This window comes from Rhizobium sp. CBN3 (assembly GCF_030518245.1).
GTDB classification, from domain to species: Bacteria; Pseudomonadota; Alphaproteobacteria; order Rhizobiales; family Rhizobiaceae; genus Rhizobium; species Rhizobium aethiopicum_A.
On sequence record NZ_JAULSE010000001.1, the window covers coordinates 1 to 20,660 of the forward strand.

At 60.4% G+C, this 20,660-nt stretch carries 15 protein-coding genes and 1 tRNA gene; 4 read left to right on the forward strand and 12 right to left on the reverse strand.

Annotation, left to right across the window (positions count from 1 at the left end):
* Positions 1-32 precede the first annotated feature (32 nt).
* A tRNA-Met gene (locus QWJ46_RS00005) sits at positions 33-109 on the forward strand.
* A gap of 570 nt (positions 110-679) precedes the next feature.
* Here QWJ46_RS00005 and QWJ46_RS00010 read toward each other — a convergent pair.
* The 3 genes from QWJ46_RS00010 to QWJ46_RS00020 form a co-directional block, all read right to left on the reverse strand.
* Positions 680-895, reverse strand: coding sequence for a hypothetical protein (locus tag QWJ46_RS00010; protein ID WP_184453526.1), 216 nt, complete (start codon positions 893-895; stop codon positions 680-682).
* A gap of 271 nt (positions 896-1,166) precedes the next feature.
* Positions 1,167-1,793: a response regulator transcription factor gene (locus QWJ46_RS00015; RefSeq protein ID WP_210633342.1), complete on the reverse strand. Its 627-nt coding sequence runs from the start codon at positions 1,791-1,793 to the stop codon at positions 1,167-1,169.
* 51 nt (positions 1,794-1,844) lie between these two features.
* Positions 1,845-7,793, reverse strand: coding sequence for an AAA family ATPase (locus QWJ46_RS00020; protein WP_302748404.1), 5,949 nt, complete (start codon positions 7,791-7,793; stop codon positions 1,845-1,847).
* Positions 7,794-8,436: 643 nt separating this feature from the next.
* Here QWJ46_RS00020 and nuoH point away from each other — a divergent pair.
* From nuoH to QWJ46_RS00035, 3 genes are read left to right on the forward strand one after another with little or no spacing between them, the layout of a single operon-like run.
* Positions 8,437-9,438 (forward strand): NADH-quinone oxidoreductase subunit NuoH, encoded by a 1,002-nt coding sequence (gene nuoH, locus QWJ46_RS00025; RefSeq protein WP_302748406.1) that lies wholly within the window; start codon positions 8,437-8,439, stop codon positions 9,436-9,438.
* A gap of 10 nt (positions 9,439-9,448) precedes the next feature.
* Positions 9,449-10,015, forward strand: a complete 567-nt coding sequence (locus QWJ46_RS00030) for an NADH-quinone oxidoreductase subunit I (RefSeq protein WP_302748408.1) — start codon at positions 9,449-9,451, stop codon at positions 10,013-10,015.
* A 45-nt stretch (positions 10,016-10,060) separates the two neighbouring features.
* Positions 10,061-10,501, forward strand: coding sequence for a CBS domain-containing protein (locus QWJ46_RS00035; protein ID WP_184453535.1), 441 nt, complete (start codon positions 10,061-10,063; stop codon positions 10,499-10,501).
* A gap of 75 nt (positions 10,502-10,576) precedes the next feature.
* Here QWJ46_RS00035 and nuoG read toward each other — a convergent pair whose 3' ends face one another.
* The 9 genes from nuoG to QWJ46_RS00080 all read right to left on the reverse strand — a co-directional run bounded on the left by nuoG (position 10,577) and on the right by QWJ46_RS00080 (position 20,660).
* Entirely contained in the window at positions 10,577-13,156 is a 2,580-nt protein-coding gene (gene nuoG / locus QWJ46_RS00040; RefSeq protein ID WP_302748410.1) for an NADH-quinone oxidoreductase subunit NuoG, read from the reverse strand.
* Positions 13,157-13,189: 33 nt separating this feature from the next.
* Positions 13,190-14,455 carry an NADH-quinone oxidoreductase subunit NuoF gene (gene nuoF, locus QWJ46_RS00045; RefSeq protein WP_302748411.1) on the reverse strand — a complete coding sequence of 422 codons (1,266 nt, stop codon included), beginning with the start codon at positions 14,453-14,455 and terminating at the stop codon, positions 13,190-13,192.
* A gap of 4 nt (positions 14,456-14,459) precedes the next feature.
* Positions 14,460-14,969, reverse strand: coding sequence for an NADH-quinone oxidoreductase subunit NuoE (gene nuoE, locus QWJ46_RS00050; RefSeq protein ID WP_184453542.1), 510 nt, complete (start codon positions 14,967-14,969; stop codon positions 14,460-14,462).
* A gap of 16 nt (positions 14,970-14,985) precedes the next feature.
* Complete coding sequence (gene nuoD, locus QWJ46_RS00055) at positions 14,986-16,200, reverse strand: NADH dehydrogenase (quinone) subunit D (protein ID WP_302748413.1); 1,215 nt, start codon at positions 16,198-16,200, stop codon at positions 14,986-14,988.
* A 29-nt stretch (positions 16,201-16,229) separates the two neighbouring features.
* Positions 16,230-16,766 (reverse strand): NADH-quinone oxidoreductase subunit C, encoded by a 537-nt coding sequence (locus tag QWJ46_RS00060; RefSeq protein WP_302748415.1) that lies wholly within the window; start codon positions 16,764-16,766, stop codon positions 16,230-16,232.
* Positions 16,763-17,266, reverse strand: coding sequence for an NADH-quinone oxidoreductase subunit B family protein (locus QWJ46_RS00065; RefSeq protein WP_184453547.1), 504 nt, complete (start codon positions 17,264-17,266; stop codon positions 16,763-16,765). The genes QWJ46_RS00060 and QWJ46_RS00065 overlap by 4 nt, the downstream gene beginning before the upstream one ends.
* The gene (locus tag QWJ46_RS00070) at positions 17,254-17,619 is read right to left on the reverse strand and encodes an NADH-quinone oxidoreductase subunit A (protein ID WP_184453550.1); all 366 of its coding nucleotides are present in this window, start codon (positions 17,617-17,619) and stop codon (positions 17,254-17,256) included. The genes QWJ46_RS00065 and QWJ46_RS00070 overlap by 13 nt, the downstream gene beginning before the upstream one ends.
* A 129-nt stretch (positions 17,620-17,748) precedes the next feature.
* Positions 17,749-19,188 carry an NADH-quinone oxidoreductase subunit N gene (locus tag QWJ46_RS00075; RefSeq protein ID WP_302748418.1) on the reverse strand — a complete coding sequence of 480 codons (1,440 nt, stop codon included), beginning with the start codon at positions 19,186-19,188 and terminating at the stop codon, positions 17,749-17,751.
* Positions 19,185-20,660, reverse strand: coding sequence for an NADH-quinone oxidoreductase subunit M (locus tag QWJ46_RS00080; protein ID WP_302748419.1), 1,476 nt, complete (start codon positions 20,658-20,660; stop codon positions 19,185-19,187). The genes QWJ46_RS00075 and QWJ46_RS00080 overlap by 4 nt, the downstream gene beginning before the upstream one ends.

Here is a 20,660-nt window from a genome sequence, read left to right on the forward strand (position 1 = left end):
CGCAAGCGGCCCTTTCTGCTGTAAAATAATAACGCGGGGTGGAGCAGCCCGGTAGCTCGTCAGGCTCATAACCTGAAGGCCGCAGGTTCAAATCCTGCCCCCGCAACCAAACTTCCTAATTCCCCCATCACAGAAGCTCGCCTCGCGCGGGCTTTTTGCATTTCTGGCGAAACGTTAAGGCATGCGTTCAGCAAACGGCGCGGGAGTCCGATCCCTCACGTTCAGCTCGTTGCGGGCCAGGAATTCCGCGGGCCGAATCGTCTGCAATACATTTGCTCACCAATCCGGCGGACTTTGCGATTCCAGCAGACCTCAATGAATGTGGTCGGCGAAGGCCTGATGAAGCTCACAAAACCAGGCCACTCAAGCCGCCGGGACTTTTCTCGTTTGGGCACATGATGGGTCGTCAAGGCGCAGAGCACTTTTGCTGTCCGCTCTCGCGCACCGGTCATCATTGCTGGAAAATCAGCAGGACTTAGGCCAGGAAGAGCACCAGATGGACCGCACCCTGCATCAGATGCGTGCGGCCGCTGGCAAAAGTGGCACGTCAGGTTGCAAGGCCAGCTAGCTTTGTTTGCAACTTACCATTATCCGAGGCACCTTTAGAGAGTCAGCGCCCTCAATCGTCCTCTCCTCACAGTCTATAGGACGAGCGGTCGGCTAGATGGCGATCGGAGAGTTACTGTCGTCTTCGATCGTGGTGCTCCCTCTGGGCGGGCGCAAGGATGGCATGGGATTCTGCACGGTTCAGCGTGTTGACCAATTCTTCGGCCTCATCGGCGGTAAGCATGTCCATAACGAAGCCATTGACGAGAGCTTTTCGGTCTGAAACCGTATCGATTACCGTCCAGTAGATGTTGAGGTTCTTCTGCAAGGCGTATCTCTGGTTTTGCATGAATGATACCTTTCCTAGTCTTCCGTTTACTCGCGCGTTGCATCAACATCGATGATGTCCGTCCATTGGTGGGGAGGCGCGGACCCGACGCAGATTCTTGCACGAGACGCGATAACATCCGTCCTGTCTCTGCATGTTCTTTCAACTGGTAAGAGGATAGAGCCGACGGGCTTCGGAACGTATTGCCGAATGAGATAAGCGACCAGCCGAATTGGCACCCCGGCTATCCACCCGTGGCAGGCGCCCGATACTTTGGTCTAGATATGTGAGCCTACCTGACCCACGCCGGCTTCGTCGTCAATCCGAGGCTGTCCGCCATCCGGACCAGGTCAACGAGAGATCTCGCCTGCATCTTCTGCATGACGTGGCCGCGATGAACCTTGACGGTTACCTCGCTCAGGCCCACTTGAGCAGCGATTTGCTTGTTGACGCTGCCCGCGACCACCAGGTTCATGATTTCGCGCTCGCGCGGGGTCAAGGAATCATAGCGGGACCGAAGCTCGGCAATGAGCGCGACTTCCTGCCTGCGAGCGCAATCGCGCTCGATCCCGGCATAGGCGGCATCGAGCAATTCCTGCTCGCGCAGCGGCTTTGTCAGGAATTCGATAGCGCCGGCTTTCATCGCCCGCACAGAGATCGGAATGTCGCTGTGGGCACTGATAAAAATGACCGGAAGCTCAATTCCAAGGGAAGTGAGCATGCTCTGAAATTCCAGGCCGCTCCTCCCCGGCAGCCTTACATCGAGAATGATGCAGCCCGGTACGTCAGGGCGCTTACTATCCAAAAATTCCTGGCTGGAAGCGAATGTCAGTACCTCAAGTCCAACCGAGCGCAGGAGATCGCCGAGGCCTTCGCGGACAGATGCGTCATCATCAATGATGTAGACAATCTCCTTCATCCATGTCCCCAAATTTTGCGCCGGTCAGGCGGCGCCCCGGACATGGATCCATTATTTCTCCTCGGTTGGTAATGTAAACTGAAAAATGGCACCGTGCGGCGCGTTTGGCGTGGCCCAAAGTTGGCCCTTGTGAGCCTCTATGATCGAACGACTGATCGTCAGGCCCATGCCCATACCCTTGGGTTTGGTACTGTAGAACGCCTCGAATATATCGCCGATCTTCGCCAGGTCGAGAATAGGGCCGCTGTCGCGGACTGCCACTACAACGGTATTGGGTGCTGCCTTTTCAGTGTTTACGATGAGTTCGCGCGCTCCCTTTGGCATCGCCGCCATCGCGTCGTTGGCGTTCATGATAAGGTTCAGGATCACCTGCTGGATTTGCACCTGGTCCCCTACGACCAGGGGCAGGCCGTCGGAGAGGTTTGTACGAAGCGACACCGCACTGCGTTCGAGGTCCGTGGACACCAGCGCAATCGTCTCGGACACGATGTCGTTGATATTCAGCCGGTCCCTGCGCTCGGGTGATTTCTTCGCCATTGCCCGAATCCGGTCGATGACCGCGGATGCGCGAAAAGCGTCGTTGATCATGCGCTCGATGGCGCGACGGGCGGAGACGATGTCACGGGGATCCGCGTCGAGATAGCGAAGGCAGGCATTGCCGCTGCTGACTAGCCCCGTGAGCGGCTGTCTGACCTCGTGGGCGATGGAGGCTACAAGTTCGCCCATAGTGGTCAGCCTGCTTACATGGGCAAGTTCTGCTCGCGCAAGCTGAATAGCATCCTCCGCCTGCCTGCGGTCGGTGATGTCACGCGCCAGCGAAAGACGAAACCATTGCTCTTCCTGTCGGAATTTACCGACGCGAACCTCAACCGGAAACGTTGTTCCGTCCTTACGCCGGTGGAGCGTTTCGAAAGTCATTGGCTGTCCTGCATCGACGCGATCCACCAATGTCGCAAGCGCCTTTTCGTCGATAGCTCCGTCAAAGTCGCGCGGGTGCATGCCAATCAATTCCTCCCGGCTGTAACCGAGGCTTTCACAGGCTTGGCGGTTGACGTCTATGACGGTCAGATCGTCGGTATGGAGGAAAAAGGCATCGGTGGCGTGGTCGACGAAGGTCCGAAAACGAGTTTCGCTTGCTCGCAGTCTCTCCTCTGCTTTCTTGCTCTCGGAGAGGTCGAGCACGAAAGCCACGGCCTGGCTCCCGGCCCCCTCGAAACTTGCCTCACCGATCATCACGGGTACGTGACCGCCGTCCTTTCGCTGGTACACCTTTTCAAAGGGGCGGACGCTGCCGGTCACTCTGAGCTCGGTCGCGGCTTGATCGTCACGCTCGCGCCATTCCGGCGGTGTCAGCTCTTTATCCAGCAATTGACCCGCCAAGAGTTCGTCACGGCTGTAGCCCACCATTTGCAGGAACGCCTCGTTGGCCTCGATAATCCGACCTTCGATATCCCGGATAAAAATTCCGATGATGTTCGCTTCGACAAGCCGGCCTATTCGCGCTTCACGTTCTGCGAGGTCGCGGTAAAGTCCGGTGATTTCGAGCGTGCTGGCGGCTTGCGAGGCGATCAGCTTCAACACCGGAATGCGCCCCGGCGCGAAGACACGGCCCGCCAGAGTGTTTTCCAGATACAGCGCACCGATCAGCTTCGCGTGATTGATCAGCGGCAAACAGAGAATGGATCTGGCCGCGCGATGGCGGATATAGGGATCGGCCGCAAAGGCGTTTTCAGCCGACGCATCGTCGAGGCTGACGATTTCCCGCATACGCAGAACGTAATTGAGAACTGATTCCGGCATCACGCCGGTGATGGCCTCATTACGCAACTCTATGAGGACCGCTTCGCCACGGATCGTCGCCTCAGCGGCAATCCGCGGTTCGCCGCCACGCGACAGGATCAGAAGGCCACGTTCGGCTCCCGCCTGCTCGACGGCCATTCGCAGCACCGTATCGATCAGCTTCTCGACAACGATTTCGCTGGAGACTGCTTGCGACACCTTGATGACGGTGGCGAGGTCGAGATGCTCGATCGGCGCTTCGATCGTGCTTGTTGCAGCCGGTGCCGATTGTCCATCCCGCAGTTGGGGATAGGCTCCTTCGAGCTGCCGCACCTTGCCGTCGGCTCCCCAACTGAGATAACACCGACGTGCGTTTTGAAGATAGAGCCGAGCAATCTGATCGAAACCGCGCGCCCGGTAAAAGGCGGAAGCGCGCTCATACGCGATCGCTTCGTCGTGTGGGAGCGCATGCGCACGCGCCAACTGGATCGCCTGTTCATAGAGGCGCTCGGCATGCAACTCACGGCTTCCCAAGCGGGCGATCTCTGCGCCAAGCAATGTTGCGCGGCTTGCGAAATTCTCCGGGCTGTGCGCGGCCCAAGTGTCGAGCTGCCGGCGGTGAGCGCGTATGGCCTTGCGATAAAGAGCTGTTTCAGTGGTCGATCCTTGCAAAGCAGAGGCCAATGAAAGGCCGGTGTAGAAGTGATATTCCGCCCGCTCGAAAATAGCGGGCGTCATCCAGAGGAGGCTTTCTGCTTTCGCCGCTGCCGAAAGTGCTGTGGAGGTATCCCCGGCAAATACACATGCCTGTAGCTTGCGGATCCAGTACAGGCAACTGCCCGGCTTGCCGTCGGTCTTAAGTTCGAATTGCTGCTCGTCGAACCCTTCATCGTTGAAGCTTCCGAAGATCGGCGTCAGCCCGCGAAGCGTTCGGATGAGTTGGAGCTGCCCGCTGATGAAACCGACGGCGACTCCGAAGCCGGCCTGACGCGCGAAGTCCAGGCCGGCTTCCGCATCGCGCTGAACCTGCGAGAGGGGCTCGCCAGCAGCCAAAAGATAAGTCACAAGGTTATTCCGGCTTAAGACGGCGTAGGTGAGATCGCCGACCTGCTGTGCCGTTTCGAATACGCGTTGCGCAAGCGCACGGCCGATGCGGACATGACGCGATGACGATTTCGCAAGGTTACCGAAGGCCAGGTAGACTCGTGCCTTCAGGCGTTCCATTCCAGGCTGTTCCGTCAGGTCCAGTCCGAGCAGGCCGAAGCGAAAACCGGCTTCATAGTTGCCAAAATAGGGCCCGAGCACCGTGCCCACAGCAGTGAAGGCATAAGGCGATGTGTCGCTGTTGCCGTGCTTGAGGCTGATGTTGCCCATTCGCCCGATAACGAGACAGCGCAGATTCTCGTTGGTAAACAGGGCCGGAGTAACAAGTGAAGTCAGAACGTCCATGGTCGCGAGCGCGACCGGGTCCGACATAGGGGGCGAGTTAAGCAGCGTTTCGATAGGGCGGCCCCCGAGTTGTCGCCAAAGCCGCGCGTATTCCTGGCGCACCTGGCTCCTGGTCGGGTGGGACGACCACGAAATGCCGACCCGGTGCAGGTAGTCGAGGCCAAATATGATGGCCTGATCGCTCCGACCCAGGCTCATGTAAAGGTCGACGCGCAGGCGCGTGACGCGGGCCAGATCGGCGAGGCTGGTGGCTCGGCTTGCCAATTCCGCGAGGCGGGCCTGCGCCTCCGCCGGTGCCCCGGTCAAGAATTCGCATTCGGCCCTGTGGAGTTCGAGGGCGAAAGCGAGTTCGTATCGGCGCTCCCAGGCATCATCCGGCAGGTAAGCCGCACCCGTGCCGGCATAGGCCAGCGCCGATTCGTATGCAGCCGACGCCTTGGCGCGGCGAGTGGCAAGCAGGTTCAAGTCCGCGAGACGCTCACGCTCTTCACCCGGCGCGATGAGGGCGACGCCGCAGTTGAGTTGGCCGACAATCTCGAAAATATTCTGCTCGAGTGCCTGCGGCGGCGTATGCATCAGCAGGATGCGGCCAATGGAAAGATGCGCTGCCGCCCGCTCATCTTCAGGGATCAGCCCATACGCGGCCTCCTGAACGCGATCGTGCAGGAAGCGGTAAGATGACCCCTCTTCAAGCAGCACGAGTCCGGCACGCGCCGCGGCCCAAAAGGCTGCATGAACCGCGTCGTGATTTTCGCTCCTGATCAGAGCCAGGCAATCAACCGCCGCGTGATTGCCGAGACACGCTAGCATGTTCAGGGCAGCCTGCGTGGTATCGGGCAGGCGCCGCAGCTTGCTTAGCATAAGATCCACGACGTTATCGGTATAGCCTTTGGCTCGTATGCGATCGAGATCCCAATCCCAGCGCGTGTGTTCGCGATTGAATTCGAGCAGGCCTTCGTCCGGCAGCGTGCTCAGGAACTGGAGCGCGAAGAAAGGATTGCCTCCGCTCTTCTTGTGCACTAGCCGCGCAAGCGGCTCGGCACGCTTGCTTCCGCAATGAAGAGCGTCTGCCAGCATCCGGGTCAGATCTTCCAGCCTAAGCGGTGTCAGTACGATTTCATGCACTTGACCACCGGCCTCCCGGATCGCTGTCAGCCGGCGGATCAGCGGATGGGTGGACGATACTTCGTTGTCACGATAGGCGCCAATGAGCAGCAGGTGACGCATATCCTGCTGGGTGCACAAATCTTCAAGCAGATCGAGTGTTGCTGCGTCCAACCATTGGAGATCGTCCAGAAACAGCGTAAGCGGATGTTCTGCCGTGGCAAATACTCCCAGCAGGCGCCTGATGTTCAAATGGAAGCGGCGTTTGGCATCCTGAGGCGGCAGATCCGCAACCGCCGGAAGCCGGCCGATGAGAGATTCAAGTTCCGGAATAAGCGTTACCAGCAGCCGACCGCTCGCGCCCAGTTCTTCGGTTAAAGCAGCGCGCCAGGGCGCGAGTTCGGCTTCACTCTTGCCCAGCAGCACTCGGACGAGGCCTTGCAGGGCCTGCGCTACGCTCGCATAAGGAATGTGACGCTGGTTCTGGTCGAATTTGCCGGAGGCAAACAGCCCACGCGGCGGTACGAGCGCGCGGTGGAGCTCATTCACGACCATGGATTTGCCCACGCCGGCATGACCCGAAACCAGCACCAGCGTCGGCCCAGCGCCCGCGACGACCCGGTCGAATGCGGAGATTAGTGCGGCGATCTCGCGTTCGCGACCGTAGGGCCGCTCGGGAATCACCAGTCTGTCCGGCACATCGCGTGTCCCGAGCGGAAATTCTGCGATCCGCCCATACTTCTCGCTCTCGACGAGGGCACGTCGCAGATCCGCCTCTAGCCCCGCGGCCGTCTGGTAGCGTTCCTCTGCGTTCTTGGCGAGCAGCTTCATCACGATTGCCGAGATAACCCCTGGTAGCTCTCTTGCACGCTCGGACGGCGGCACCGGTCGCTTGGCAACGTGGCAGTGCACCCATTCCATCGGCTCCGAAGCAGTGAACGGCAACTGGCCTGTGATCATTTCGTAGAGCGTGATGCCGACGGCGTAGAGGTCACTACGCGAGTCCACCGATCGGTTCATGCGACCGGTCTGTTCGGGCGCCATATATGCGAGGCTGCCAGCAATGACCTCAGGGGGCTCGGCGACCTGGCGCTCACGAGAAAGATGCGACGCCACTCCGAAGCCCGTGAGACGGACCCGCCCTTCCGCCTCGTCCGCCAGTATATTCGCCGGCTTGATGTCCCTGTGAATGAGGCCGCATCCGTGAGCCTTGCCGACTGCAGCCGCAATGCCCTTGGCAAGACGCAGAAAGACAGTGAGTTCGCCGGCCATGCCATGGCTGTGCCGTGCCATCAACTGCGGGAGGGGCACGCCGCCGCAATCTTCGAGGACGAGCACCATACGACCATTTTCCGTTGTGAAATCCAGCGGTTTGGCTGCCCACTCCCGGTCGAGTTTGTCTTTCAGGCGATATTCGTGGGCCAGTCTATCGAGGCTGGTTCGACTGGGATGTTCGGCTGCAAGCTGCACCCTCAGAACGGCTTTTGATGCGCCGTTGCCGCTCCGGATCAGCTCTCGTGTAAAAATGCGATCGCCGTCACTCCAGGAGGATTGTGGCTCGTGGTACCGAAGGTCAGTCGAAGTCTGCTGGCCGATGGAAGCGAGAGCGCGCTTCCGTCCGAACATGTTCTTCCTGGTCTCCTGCGCATCTTTGACCGTGTCGTCCATGGCACACCGCTCGCTTCGATGCTGCCCGCATACCATCTGAGGTGCAGGCATCGCAGATCCAATCAAGCTTCACCGACTTTCCTCTCATGTCAACGAGCCTATGCTTCGGATTATTGCGGCGGTCGCATCTCTGCTGATCCTCCTCCTCCGAAAGTTCCAGTGCATGTTGTCAAGGTAGTTCCGCCAGGAGCAAAGCTCGGAAAATGCGGTTTCATGCTGTAAGAGGCGCCGCGCCGGCAGGGTGAAGGTCTCGCGGTCAAGCAAAACGCCGGCGCGGCAAGTCGGCCCGTGATGGGAGGGCGTTTCTTTTAGGGCCGTTGCCACATTAACTCTGCCTGGAGCACCCTCGCTATTATGCCAAAGTATATTTGTTTAGCCCTTTCGCCCGATTTCCTAAACCGGACCAACCCTGCCGGTTGTATCAGGTCGCCCTTTTCATGCTGATCACCCAGCCGCTAGCATTCAATGCCGGCGGATCCAATTGGAGGCTATCGGCAGCGAGCTGCGGCATAACGGCGACGGCATTGTATGAGGTGCGTTGCCGTTGTACCATGTAGTTTGACAAGTGTGCGCAGTGCTCATTGTAGAGCCGGAGCCAAAGCCCGGTCGCGCGCTTCAACCCGATGAATAAGTAGTCCGGATCATGGAACTTATCGTCGCCCTTGGCCTGATCGTCTTGAAGGTCGCGTTCCTGATTGCGATCCTGCTGTTGCTACCCTTGCCGCTCACCTGGCTGGAACGCAAGGTCGCCGGGCACATGCAGCAGCGGATGGGGCCGATGCGCGTGGGATGGCACGGGCTGTTGCAGCCGGTGGCGGACGGAATCAAACTCCTGACGAAAGAGGATCACATTCCGGCCGAGGCCGACCGGTTCCTGTTCAAACTGGCGCCAATCCTGGCACTCGCCCCGCCCTTTGTGGTGTTCGTCGCCATCCCCTTCGGCGAAACTGTCTCGGTCCTCGGCCACGGGATCACGCTCTACGCCTCCAACATGAATGTGGCGCTCCTTTTCGTTTTCTCGGTGATCGGGATCGAGGTTTATGGCGTCATCTTCGGCGGCTGGGCCTCCAACAGCAAATACGCTGTCCTGGGCAGCCTCAGAACGTGCGCGCAGATGATCAGCTACGAAATCCCGATGGGTTTCGCGGTCATCGGCGTGGTCATGCTGGCGCAATCCATGAGCCTTCTCGAGATCGTGCGGGCGCAGGCCAATGTCTGGAACATCGTCTACCAACCGGTCGGATTCTTCGTGTTCTTCGTCGCCGGATTGGCCGAAGCGCAACGCATCCCCTTCGATCTGGCGGAAGCGGAAGGCGATCTAGGGGCCGGATTCCATACCGAATACAGCGGTATCCGCTTTGCCTTCTTTATGGTCAGCGAATATGCCATCGTATTGCTTGTGTCGACCCTGGTGGTGGTTCTGTTCTTCGGCGGCTGGAACGGAGTTCTGATTCCCTTGCCACCACTCCTGTGGTTTGCTCTCAAGGTCGCGTTCTTCGTCTATGTGTTCATCTGGTTCCGCTTCACTTTCCCCCGCTACCGCTACGATCAGTTGATGGCGATCGGATGGAAAGTCTTGCTTCCTCTGTCGATGGCGAACATAATTATAACTGGCGTACTTTTAGGGGCCGTGACGGCCCCATAGCGAGGCGGCGATGTCGCGCGCGCAGGACAGAGTTGGAACATGGATTGGCTGGGCGTTCTTCGCCGATCTGGCGAATGCCTTGGCTCTGACCTTCGGATATCTGTTCGCCAAATCCGTCACCATGCAGTATCCGGACAACGAAAAATGGTTGCCCTACTCGCGTTACCGAGGGCATCACTTTCTGAAGCGTGATGAGGAGGGCGAGATCAAGTGCGTGGCCTGCGAACTCTGCGCGCGGATCTGTCCCTGCGACTGCATCGAAGTCGTCCCGTACGAGGACGAGAAGGGCAACCGGCACCCGGCGAAATTTGAAATCGACACAGCACGCTGCCTGTTCTGCGGGTTGTGCGAGGACGCCTGCCCGGCGGATGCAATCGCCCTTGGGCAACAATACGAATTTTCCAGTTTTTCCTCCGCTGACCTGGTGATCGGGCGCGATGATCTGCTCGTCAAGCCGGGTAAGGCGGCAACCGGCGGCGGCGTCGTTGCCGCGCGCCTGAATACGAAGGAGGACGTACTTGTGCAGACGAAAGAGACGCAGGGCTATAACTGGTGGCGGAATATCCGGCGAACATGAACGCACACCAGCCATCAAACCGAAGCGCTCGAACAGGAGGCTCAGATGTTTGTCGGTGAAATCATGAAGAACAAGGGTGCCGGTGTCATCGCAGTCGCTCCCGATCAGACGATGGTGGAGGTATTGAGGTTGTTTCGAGACAATAATATCGGCTTCGTCGTCGTGAGCCGCTCGAACAGCAAATACCTCGGTACACTGTCGGAGCGGGATTGCTGCAATGCGATGGCCGAATACGGGGCCAAGGCGGCGGCGATGCGGGTCGCGGACATCATGAACCGCAATGTGGCGATGTGTTCGACACAAGATTTGCTGCCCGTTGCGATGGGGATCATGACCCAGCGGCGTACGCGCCATGTGTTGGTCACGGATGGAGGCAACGTTGTCGGCGTGGTCAGCATCGGAGATGTGGTTAAGCACAGGCTCGACGAAGCGCAGCGTACAGAGCAGGAGCTGCAGGATTACATATGCGGGACCAGGTATCACTGACGCCTTCAACTCGATGTGATGACGCCGGGGCGGGCAGCTTGCCGCGGAGCCTTGCGGCGCCCCGATCCCAAATCTTCAAACCCCACGCCAGATCCGGCCTGGGTGGTCGAGGTCAGGAGTGGCATGCGCCTTCTGGACTTCCACCGCGCATGGATATTCGCCCCGCCGCAGCAGGCTGTTGAGACGCAAGGCTCTATAGTTTTCCGGAACGAAGACTAGGCCCTTGGGAAACCGCCTGTCGACCTTGAGCTGCGCTGTCAGTTCGCCACGGCCGGAACGCACGATTACCTGATCGCCATCCGAAAGGCCAAGCTCCGCAGTATCCTGCGCGCTCATCGCAACATAGGGGTCGTTGGCGACCGTGTTCAGCATGTCCGACCGTTCGGAAAAATACCCGTTGTGGAACAGGCAGTCGCCGGTGATCAGCATGAGCCGGTCGGCTGCTGCTGGAATGGACGGCGGCGCAAAGAACCTCGTCACAGGTGGCGTCGGCACCGCCTTGGTAAATGCGCCGCCGGCGCCAAGTTCGCCCTGCGTCAATCCCTGATAGGCTGGAACCAGGCGGGCAATCTCGGCGAAAATTTCCCCTTGCGTCGATGGCCGCAGTGCCTGGTTGCAAAGCGCCGCGACGAAGTCGAAGATCGCCAGATTGCTCCGCGCCTCGAAGGCGGGTTCGCGGAATTTGCGAACATTCTGGATCCGGCCCTCGTTGTTGGTGAACGTGCCGGTTTCCTCGCCATAACCTGCCGCGGGCAGGACGACCTCGGCAAGGCCCGCCGTATCCGTGAGAAACGCGTCCTGCACAATCAGGAGATCGGCGGCGACAAGCGCCCGCGTTACGAAATCCCTGTCGGGATAAGCGACCAGGGGGTCGGTTCCGACGATATAGAGTGCGCCCATCCGCCCGCCGACGCAGAGCTCCAGAATGGCGTCGAGATCCGCGCCGGGTTCAGCTGGGATTTCGGCGCCCCAGTCCCGCGCGAGAGCTGTGCGCGCCGCGTCATCGGCGACCGCCCGCAGCCCCGGCAGAGCCGCCGGCAGGACCCCCATGTCCCAGGCGCCCATCTGGTTGGCACGGTCGAAGAGAAACTGCATTGCCGGGCCCTTGCCGAGCAGGCGCAGAACCTGCAGCAGGTTGTTGAGCTGCAGCAGCGTCGCGCGCGCTTCGGGTGGTCTCAGGAGCTCGACGCTGACAAGCACGGTGACGCTACGGCCTTCCTTGAGCGCGGTGGCCAGACGATCCGGCCCGTCGCTGCCGGTGCCCGCTGCCGGCCCGCCGATCGTCGCGCCGATTTCCGCAAATGCGTCGCCCGGCAAGGTCTGACCGGCCGCCGCCATGAGCGCGGTTACCACCGCCGCAAGGCTCGCCTCTTCTCCGCCCGGCGGCACGCGAACCACCACCCTGGCATCGGCGTCCAGACGCGAGGGCCGCGCCGAAAGCATCAGCAATCCGGCCTGGCGCCGCCGCGCGGCGTCTCGCAGCAGGTATTCGGTGACGGGATTCTCCTCGGTCACGTTGCCGCCGACGACGAGCACGCAGTCGTTGCCGATTACGTCGTCCAGCGGGGTGCGGCTGTAGAAAGTTCCCAATAGCGGGCCGAGCGTATCGAAGGGCGCGGCCCAGCGTGACGAACAATCAATGTTGTTGGTCCGGAATACTGTCCGCATCAGCTTTTGGAACTGATAGAGCACCTCGTTGGGCAGGCGAGGCGAGGCCAGCCCGCCGGCATCCTTGCTCTCGACAGCCAACAATCGCCGGCGGAGATAATCTCCCGCTTCGTCCCAGGAAACCGGAACCAAGGCGCCATCCTGTCGGATCATTGGCTGCTTGATCCGGTCCCGGCTTGCAACGAAATCGAGGCCGAAGCGTCCTCGCACGCAGAGAGTTTCGTGGTTGACACCTTCGTCCCACTTCGAGCGCACCCGCATGAACTCGCCCTTGCGCGTGCCCACTGTCAACTGGCAACCGGTGCCACAATGCGGGCAGATCGTGTCGGTCTCTACGAGATCCCAGGGGCGCGCCTTGTAGCGGTAGGGGAAGCTCATCAGCGCGCCGACCGGGCAGACCTCGACACAATTGCCGCACTGGTCGCAACTCGCCAGACTGCCCTCGAAGCCGGTGACGGCGGTATCCATGCCTTTTTCGACGGTACCCAGCGCCACCGCGCCGACGACCTCCTCGCACATCCGGACGCAGCGCTGGCACTGGATGCAGCGGTTGACGTTCATGATGATAACCGGGCTCAGGCGAATGTCCTCGGAGTGGAACACACGTTTGTCATCGCGGAACTGGCTTTCGCGGGGCCCATAGGCCATGACCATGTTCTGAAGCTCGCATTCGCCGCCCTTGTCGCAGATCGGGCAGTCGAGGGGGTGGTTGGCGAGCAGCATGTCGAGCATGGAAGAGCGCGTTTCCTCGATCAGAGGCGTATTCGTCCGCACGACCATGCCATCGGTGACCGCAGTAGCGCAGGACGGCTGCAGCCGCCGCAGGCCCTCGATCTCCACCAGACACATGCGGCAGGAGGCCAACGGCGGCAGACGCTTCAGATAGCAAAAGGTCGGGATATCGATGCCCAAACGCCGGGCGACCTGCAACACTGTCGAGCCAGTCTCAACTTCCAGCGTTTGTCCATCGATCGTGACTTTAAGCATGGTTTCCTCACAACCCTGATCCAGCACACTCCTTCAGTGAAACGGGCACCTCCGCTCCTCGACATGGATGACGAATTCATCTCTGAAATGCTTGAGTGCTGCCCGCAATCCCATCGCTGCACCGTCACCCAAGGCACAAAACGTGTTGCCGAAAATGCCTTTGCAGAGCATCTCCAGCTGCTCCAGATCGCCGGGTGCGCCATCCCCGCCTTCAACCCGGCGCAGGACCTTCACGACCCAGTTCAATCCTTCCCGGCAGGGCGTGCACTTGCCGCAGGACTCATGGTGGAAGAACTCGACGATCCTGGTGGCGACCTTGACCATGCAGGTGCTATCGTCGATCACGATAACGCCAGCGGAACCGAGCATCGAGCCGGCGGCAGCCAGCGAGTCGAAATCCATCCTCACGTCCAGCCCGGGCTCAGGGATGACCGGCGCAGAGACCCCGCCCGGGATCACTGCCTTGATCTTGCGTCCCGGCAAGGCCCCGCCGGCATGTTCCTCGACCAGTTCGCGCAATGGTATGCCCATCGGCAACTCGTAGAGGCCGGGTTTGCGCACCTGCCCACTGAGGCAGTAGAGCTTCGGGCCGGGGCTCTTGTCCGGGCCGATTCCCCGAAACCAGTCCGACCCCCGCATAACGATGTGCGGCACGCAAGCCAGCGTCTCGACATTGTTGATCACAGTCGGGCTGGCATAGAGCCCGGCCACGGCCGGAAATGGTGGCTTCAATCGCGGCTGCGCCCGCTTGCCCTCGAGCGACTCGAGCATCGCAGTCTCCTCGCCGCAGATATAGGCGCCGGCGCCGCAGTGGATGTGTACCGCGAAATTGAAATCCGAGCCCAGAATGCGCTTTCCAAGATAGCCGTTTGCGTGGGCCTCGGCGATCGCTTGCTCCAGACGACGGATCGCCTTCACATATTCTCCGCGAATGTAGACATAGGCGGTTTCGGCCCCAATCGCGTAGGCACTTACCGCCAGCCCCTCGATCAGTTGATGCGGGTCACGCTCCATGATGATCCGGTCCTTGAACGTGCCCGGTTCGCCCTCATCGGCGTTGCAGCACAGATATGTCGGCTTGCCCATGCGCTTCGGCACGAAACCCCATTTCATGCCCGTCGGGAATCCGGCACCGCCGCGACCACGCAGGTTGGACCGCTTGACGAGGTCGATAACCTCGTCAGGCGTGTACTCGCGCAGCGCCTTCGCCAGCGCCTGATAGCCGCCTCCAGCCTCGTAGGTCGACACCAAATGACCGTCCGCCACATCGACATTTTTGAGAAGAACCGGCTCGGACATGGCGCTACTCCCCCGGCAGCCGCGCAGAGATGTGCTCGACGCTCGCGGCTCCCGCTATCGCCCGCAGGCTGTCCAGCAGTGCGTTTATCCGGGTCACATCGAGGTGGGCGTGGTAATCGTCGCCGACTTGCATCACCGGAGCCATCTCGCAGGCGCCGAGGCATTCGACGGTCGAAAGCGTGAACAGCCCGTCCGGGGTGGTGCCGCCTTTCCTGATCCCCAGCACTGTTTCCAGATGGTCTAGCAGGTCCTCCGATCCGCACAGCATGCAGGAAACATTGTTACAGAGCTGCAGGTGGAACATCCCCACCGGTTCGGTATGGAAGAGGGTATAGAAGGTCGCCAACTCGTAGACCCAGATCCGCTCGACTCCGAGAATGTCGGCGACCTCTTCCAACACCGGCCCAGGCAGATGGCCATGTTCTTGCTGAGCGATCAGGAGCGCGGGCATGATCGCAGAGCGCTGGTCGGGATACCGCGCCGCCGCCTCTTCGATCTTTTCGCGCATGGTCATCGCATTCAAATCCTTGCTACTTGTCCACCTCCGCCATCACAGGGTCGAGGCTGCCGAGCACGGCGATCATGTCCGCCAGATAGCGGGCGTTGGTGACCCCGAAGAGGGCCTGAAGATTGACGAACGAGGGGGCCCGCACCTTCATGCGGAACGGTTTTGGCGACCCGTCGCTGATGATGTAGAAGCCAAGCTCACCCTTTGGCGCCTCGATTGCCGAATAGACCTCGCCCCTCGGCACCTTGAAGCCGTAGGCCGACAGGTCGAAATGCTGGATCAGCGCCTCCATCGAGCAGTGCACCCGATCCTTGTCCAGCGGGAAGGCGATTGTCGGCATGTCGATCTGGAACGGCCCCTCAGGCATCTGGTCGATGCATTGTTCGATGATCCTTATGCTCTCGCGCATCTCATCGACGCGGCATCGCCAGCGTGCATAGCAATCACCCTCGTCACGGGTGATGACGTTGAACGCGAGCCGGTCATAGATCTCGTAGGGCTCGTCGCGGCGGATGTCCCAGTCGACGCCGGAAGCACGCAGGTTCGGGCCGCTGAGACCGAGATCGATGCCATCCTCTGCGGAGATCACGCCGATCCCCTTCGTGCGATTGAGAAACACCCGGTTATCTTCGAGCAGTCGCTCATAGTCGCGGATCCGGTTCGGGAAGATGTCGCAAAACTCCCGGATCTTGGCGAAGAACCCGTCAGGCAGGTCTTCGCGCACCCCGCCGACCCGGCAGAAGGACGTGTGCATGCGCGCACCGGTTATCATTTCCAGGAGATCCATGATCATTTCGCGCTCGCGCATGACGTAAAGCAGCGCGGTCATGGCGCCGAGGTCCATCGGCAGCGCGCCGGTGATCAGGAGGTGACCGGAGATCCGTGCCAGCTCGGCCATCATCACGCGGATATATTGCGCCCGGATCGGCGCTTCTATGCCGAGGAGTTTCTCCACCGCGAGTGCGAAGGCGAGGTTGTTCGAGGGCGGGCAGAGATAATCGAGCCGATCCGTCAGCGGGAAAATCTGGGTATAGGTGAAGCTCTCCGCCAGTTTTTCGGTGCCGCGATGGAGATAGCCGATATGCGGATCGACGCGCTCGACGAACTCGCCGTCCAATTCGAGGACGAGCCGAAGAACCCCATGGGTGCTGGGGTGCTGCGGACCGAGGTTGAGAAGCACTTCTCTGGTATTGAGCGCTTCACCCTCAGGCCTGCTGAGCTCGGTGACTTCAGTCATCTCAACGTTCCGGCGTAGAACGGCCTCCCTTACGGAATGTCTCTGGTGGCAAGGTCGGGCTGCGTTGGCGGCGGACCCTCGGCACCGAAGGGGTTCAACTTGTCCTTATAGCCCCTGAGGGGGAAATCCTTGCGCTGTGGGAAGCCCTCGAAGCCTTCCCACATGTAGATCCGGCGCAGATCGGGATGTCCCTCGAACCGGATACCATACATGTCCCAGGCCTCACGCTCATTCCAGTTGGCGGTACGCCAGACTCCCGTGACCGAAGGCACTTCAGGAGGATCGCCAAGTCGGCACTTGATGCGGACCCGCCACCTGTTGGGCAGCGAATAAAGATGGTAGACCGCCTCGAACCGCGGCGTTTCGGGATAATGATCGACGCCGCAAATGTCCGAAAGGAAATTGAACTGCAGCGCCGGATGCTCTTTCAGGAACCGGCAGAACTCAACGATCCTCTCGGGCGGGACGGCAAAGACGTCGATACCGTGCGCAGTGCCGAGGTCCTCGATTGTTTCTCCGAAGCGCTCCATGATCGGGGCGCGATTGAGGGACGGCTCCACACTCATGACGCTATAACCCGATCCAGAGGTGTGCCGGCGAGCGCCCGCGACCTCTTGATCTTTTCTTGAAGCATGAGAAAGCCGTGCATCAGCGCCTCGGGCCGGGGGGGACAGCCAGGCACATGCACATCGACGGGTACGAAGGTTTCCGATCCCTGCACCACGGCATAGGTATTGTAGACCCCGCCCGAAATAGCGCAGGTGCCCATGGCGATCACCCAGCGCGGTTCCGGCATCTGGTCATAGAGTCGCCGCACGACGGGCGCGAATTTCCGGGTCACCGTGCCGGCAATGATCATGACGTCGGATTGTCTCGGCGAAGGGCGGAACACCACGCCGAACCGGTCGAGATCGTAGCGGGCGCAACCGGCGGAGATCATCTCGATGGCGCAGCAGGCGATGCCGAAGGTCTCCGGCCATAGCGCCGATCTCCGGCTCCAACTGATAATGCTGTCGGCCGTGGTGAACAGCACGCTGTCGCGGATCGCGTTGTTTACGCCTCCCATTCCAGCGCTCCTTTCAGCCAGGCGTAGGCGAAGCCTACGAGAAGCAGCAATATGAAGACGATCATCTCGATATAGCCGACCAGCCCGATCTCTTTCAGGACGACGGCCCAGGGAAAGAGGAACATCGCTTCGACATCGAAAACGACCAGCAGGATCGCGAGAATAAAGAACGGCACCCTGAAGCGGCCCGCCGCCGCCTCGCCCGCGGCGTCCATGCCGCATTCATAAGGCATGTTCTTGGCGGGATAGGGATTGGATGGGCGCAGCAGCGAGGAAACGAACAACGTCACCCCCGCCACCAGAACGACTCCGGCGATCATGAAAAGAACCGGCAAGAATTCCATTGCAGTCATATCACTGCACCGGTTGCCCACCGACCTCATCGCGAACCGGTAGATCGGTCACGCCGCGGGGCGACTTGGGCAATCCTTCCTCCGCCTTCAAGTTTATTCCGTCGGTGTGATCATTGCAAATCCAATCGCTCACCCGCCAAAAACCGAATCTTGGGCAAGCTTCAGAAACCACGACGGAAATAGGCCGATGCCGATGGTGCCGGCAGCGGTGACGGCGAGTGTCGCGCCCACCAGAGGCGTCAGCGCCGGGGCGAACGCCCTCTTCGGCTCGTGCATATAGATCACCATGACGATGCGGATGTAGAAATAGGCGGCGACTGCGCTGAACAGCACTGCGATGACCGCCAGCATGACGAAACCATGCTCGACGAGGGCGACCAGCACGTAAAACTTGGCGAAGAACCCGGCGGTCGGCGGAATGCCGGCCAGCGAAAAGAGATAGAGCAGCATCAGAAGCGCCAGCCCCGGATGTGACTTGGCGAAACCCGCATAGTCTTCGATGACCTCGCCCGAGAAATCGCCACTCCGCATCATGATGACGGCGCCGAAAATGCCGAGATTCATGAAGGCGTAGATCAGCAGATAGAGCATCACGCTGGCGATCCCATCGGCGCCGCCAGCGGCCACGCCGAAAATGGCGAAGCCGGCATGGGCGATGCTGGAATAGGCCAGGAGACGCTTGAAATTATCCTGCACCAGCGCCACGAAGCTGCCGAGCGCCATCGTCACCACCGCAATGACGGCGACGATGATCCAGACGTCCGAGGCTGCGACCAGAGGGTTGAGGAACACCCGCAGGATCACCGCGAATCCCGCCGCCTTGGGGCCAACCGACATGAAGGCGGTGATCGTTGTCGGCGCGCCTTCATAGACGTCCGGCAGCCACATGTGGAAGGGAACCGCGCCGACCTTGAAGACCAGCCCCGCGACGATGAAGACCACCGCCAGCAACAATCCTGGATCGAGCGGACCGGCGGTCACGGCCGCAGCCATCCCGTCCAATTGCGTTGTGCCGGTGAGCCCGTAGACCAGCGAAACGCCGTAAAGGAAAATCCCGGTCGAGACCGCGCCAAGGATTACATATTTCAGCGCTGCTTCGTTCGACCGCCGCTCACGCCGCAGGAAGCCGGTCAGCACATAGGTGCAAATCACCATCAGTTCGAGGCCAACATAGATCGACAGGAGATCGGTCGCCGAGGCCATGATCATCATGCCCGAAAGCGCAAAGAGCAGCAGGACATAGTATTCGCTGCTCGCGATCCCTTCGATATCGGCATATTTTCGCGAAAGGAGGAATGTCAGAACGGTGGCTAGGTAGAAAACGAACTTGAAGAAGACCGCGAAGCGGTCGGCGACGAACATGCCCGTGTAGGCCGGGCGTACCTCGCTCGCCAGCATGAGTGTCGCCAAAGCGGCAATCAACACGATCGCGAGCGACGCCCAGACAAGGAAATGTTCCTGTCCCCTTCGCACAAACTGTCCCAGGATCAGCAGCATGCAGGCTCCGGTGATCACCACGATTTCGGGCAGGCTCGCTAGGGCCGACTGGAAAAGCATGGCGGCGGTCATTGGCCGCTCCCCCTACTGTGCACGTGTGTCAGCAGATGCTTCACCGAGGCATCGATGACGTTGAGGAAGGGTTTCGGATAGAGCCCGACCCAGAGCACGAAGACGGCCAGCGGCAGAATCGCAGCCATCTCACGGGCGTTCACGTCGCGTATCTTCAACCGGGCGCCGACGCTGGCCGGGCCGAGCGCGACTTTCCCATACATGCCGAGCAGATAGGCGGCCCCGAGCAATGCGCCCAAAACGGCGGCCGAGCCGGCGACCAGGTTGGCCGCAAACCCGCCTGACAGCACCAGCAACTCGCCCACGAACGAATTCGTTCCCGGCAGCGCCATCGACGACAGGGTAAACAGTGCCAGAAACGTGGTGTAGACCGGCGCGACCTTCATCAACCCGCCGTAGTCGGCGATGCTGCGGGTATGGGTCCGCTCGTAAATCAGCCCGACGAACAGGAATAGGGCGCCTGTCGTCACGCCATGATTGAACATCTGCAGGATACCGCCCTCGAGCCCCCGGAGATTCAGTGCAAAAATCCCCAGCGTCACGAAGCCCATGTGGCTGATGCTAGAATAGGCCACCAGTTTCTTCAGATCGTCCTGCGCCAGCGCGAGCAACCCGCCATAGACAATCGCAAGCACCGAAAGCGCCAGCATCAGCGGCGAATAATACATGGATGCGTCCGGCAGCATCGGCAGCGAGAACCGCAGGAATCCGTAGGCGCCCATCTTCAGGAGCACGCCGGCGAGGATAATGCTGCCCGCCGTCGGCGCCTGCACATGGGCGTCCGGCAGCCAGGTATGGAGCGGCACCATCGGCACCTTGACCGCAAAAGCGATAAGGAAGGCGAAGAACAGCCAGGACTGGATCCGGAACGGCAAATCCTGTTCCGTCAAAGCGAGGATATCGAAGGTCCTGCCACCGTAGAAATAGAGCACGATGACACCGATCAGGAACAGGAGGCTACCCGCCAGCGTGTAGAGGAAAAACTTGATTGCCGCATAGACCCGACCCTCGCCGCCCCAGACGCCGATGATGAGGTACATCGGGATCAGCATCGCCTCCCAAAAGACGTAGAAGAGGAACAGATCGAGCGCGCAGAAGACCCCGAGCATCAGCGCCTGCATGGAGAGCAGGCAGTTCATGAATTCCTTCACCTTGCGGTCGATCGCGACCCAGGAGGCGAGCACGCAGATCGACCCCAACAGTGCGGTCAGGAACACGAAGAGCGCGCTGATTCCGTCGATGCCGAGCGCATAATTGATCCCGAGCGCGGGCACCCACGGGCGCGTCTCGGTGAACTGCATGGCATGGGTCTTGGCGTCGAAGCCGACCAGCATGGCGATGCAGAGAGCAAGGTCGAGGACGCTGAAAGAAAGCGCAGTCCACCGCGCCGCATCGTCACCGCGCAGGAAGATCAGAACCGCGGCCCCGGCGACGGGTGTGAATATGATGAAGCTGAGCAGCGGGAAGCCCAT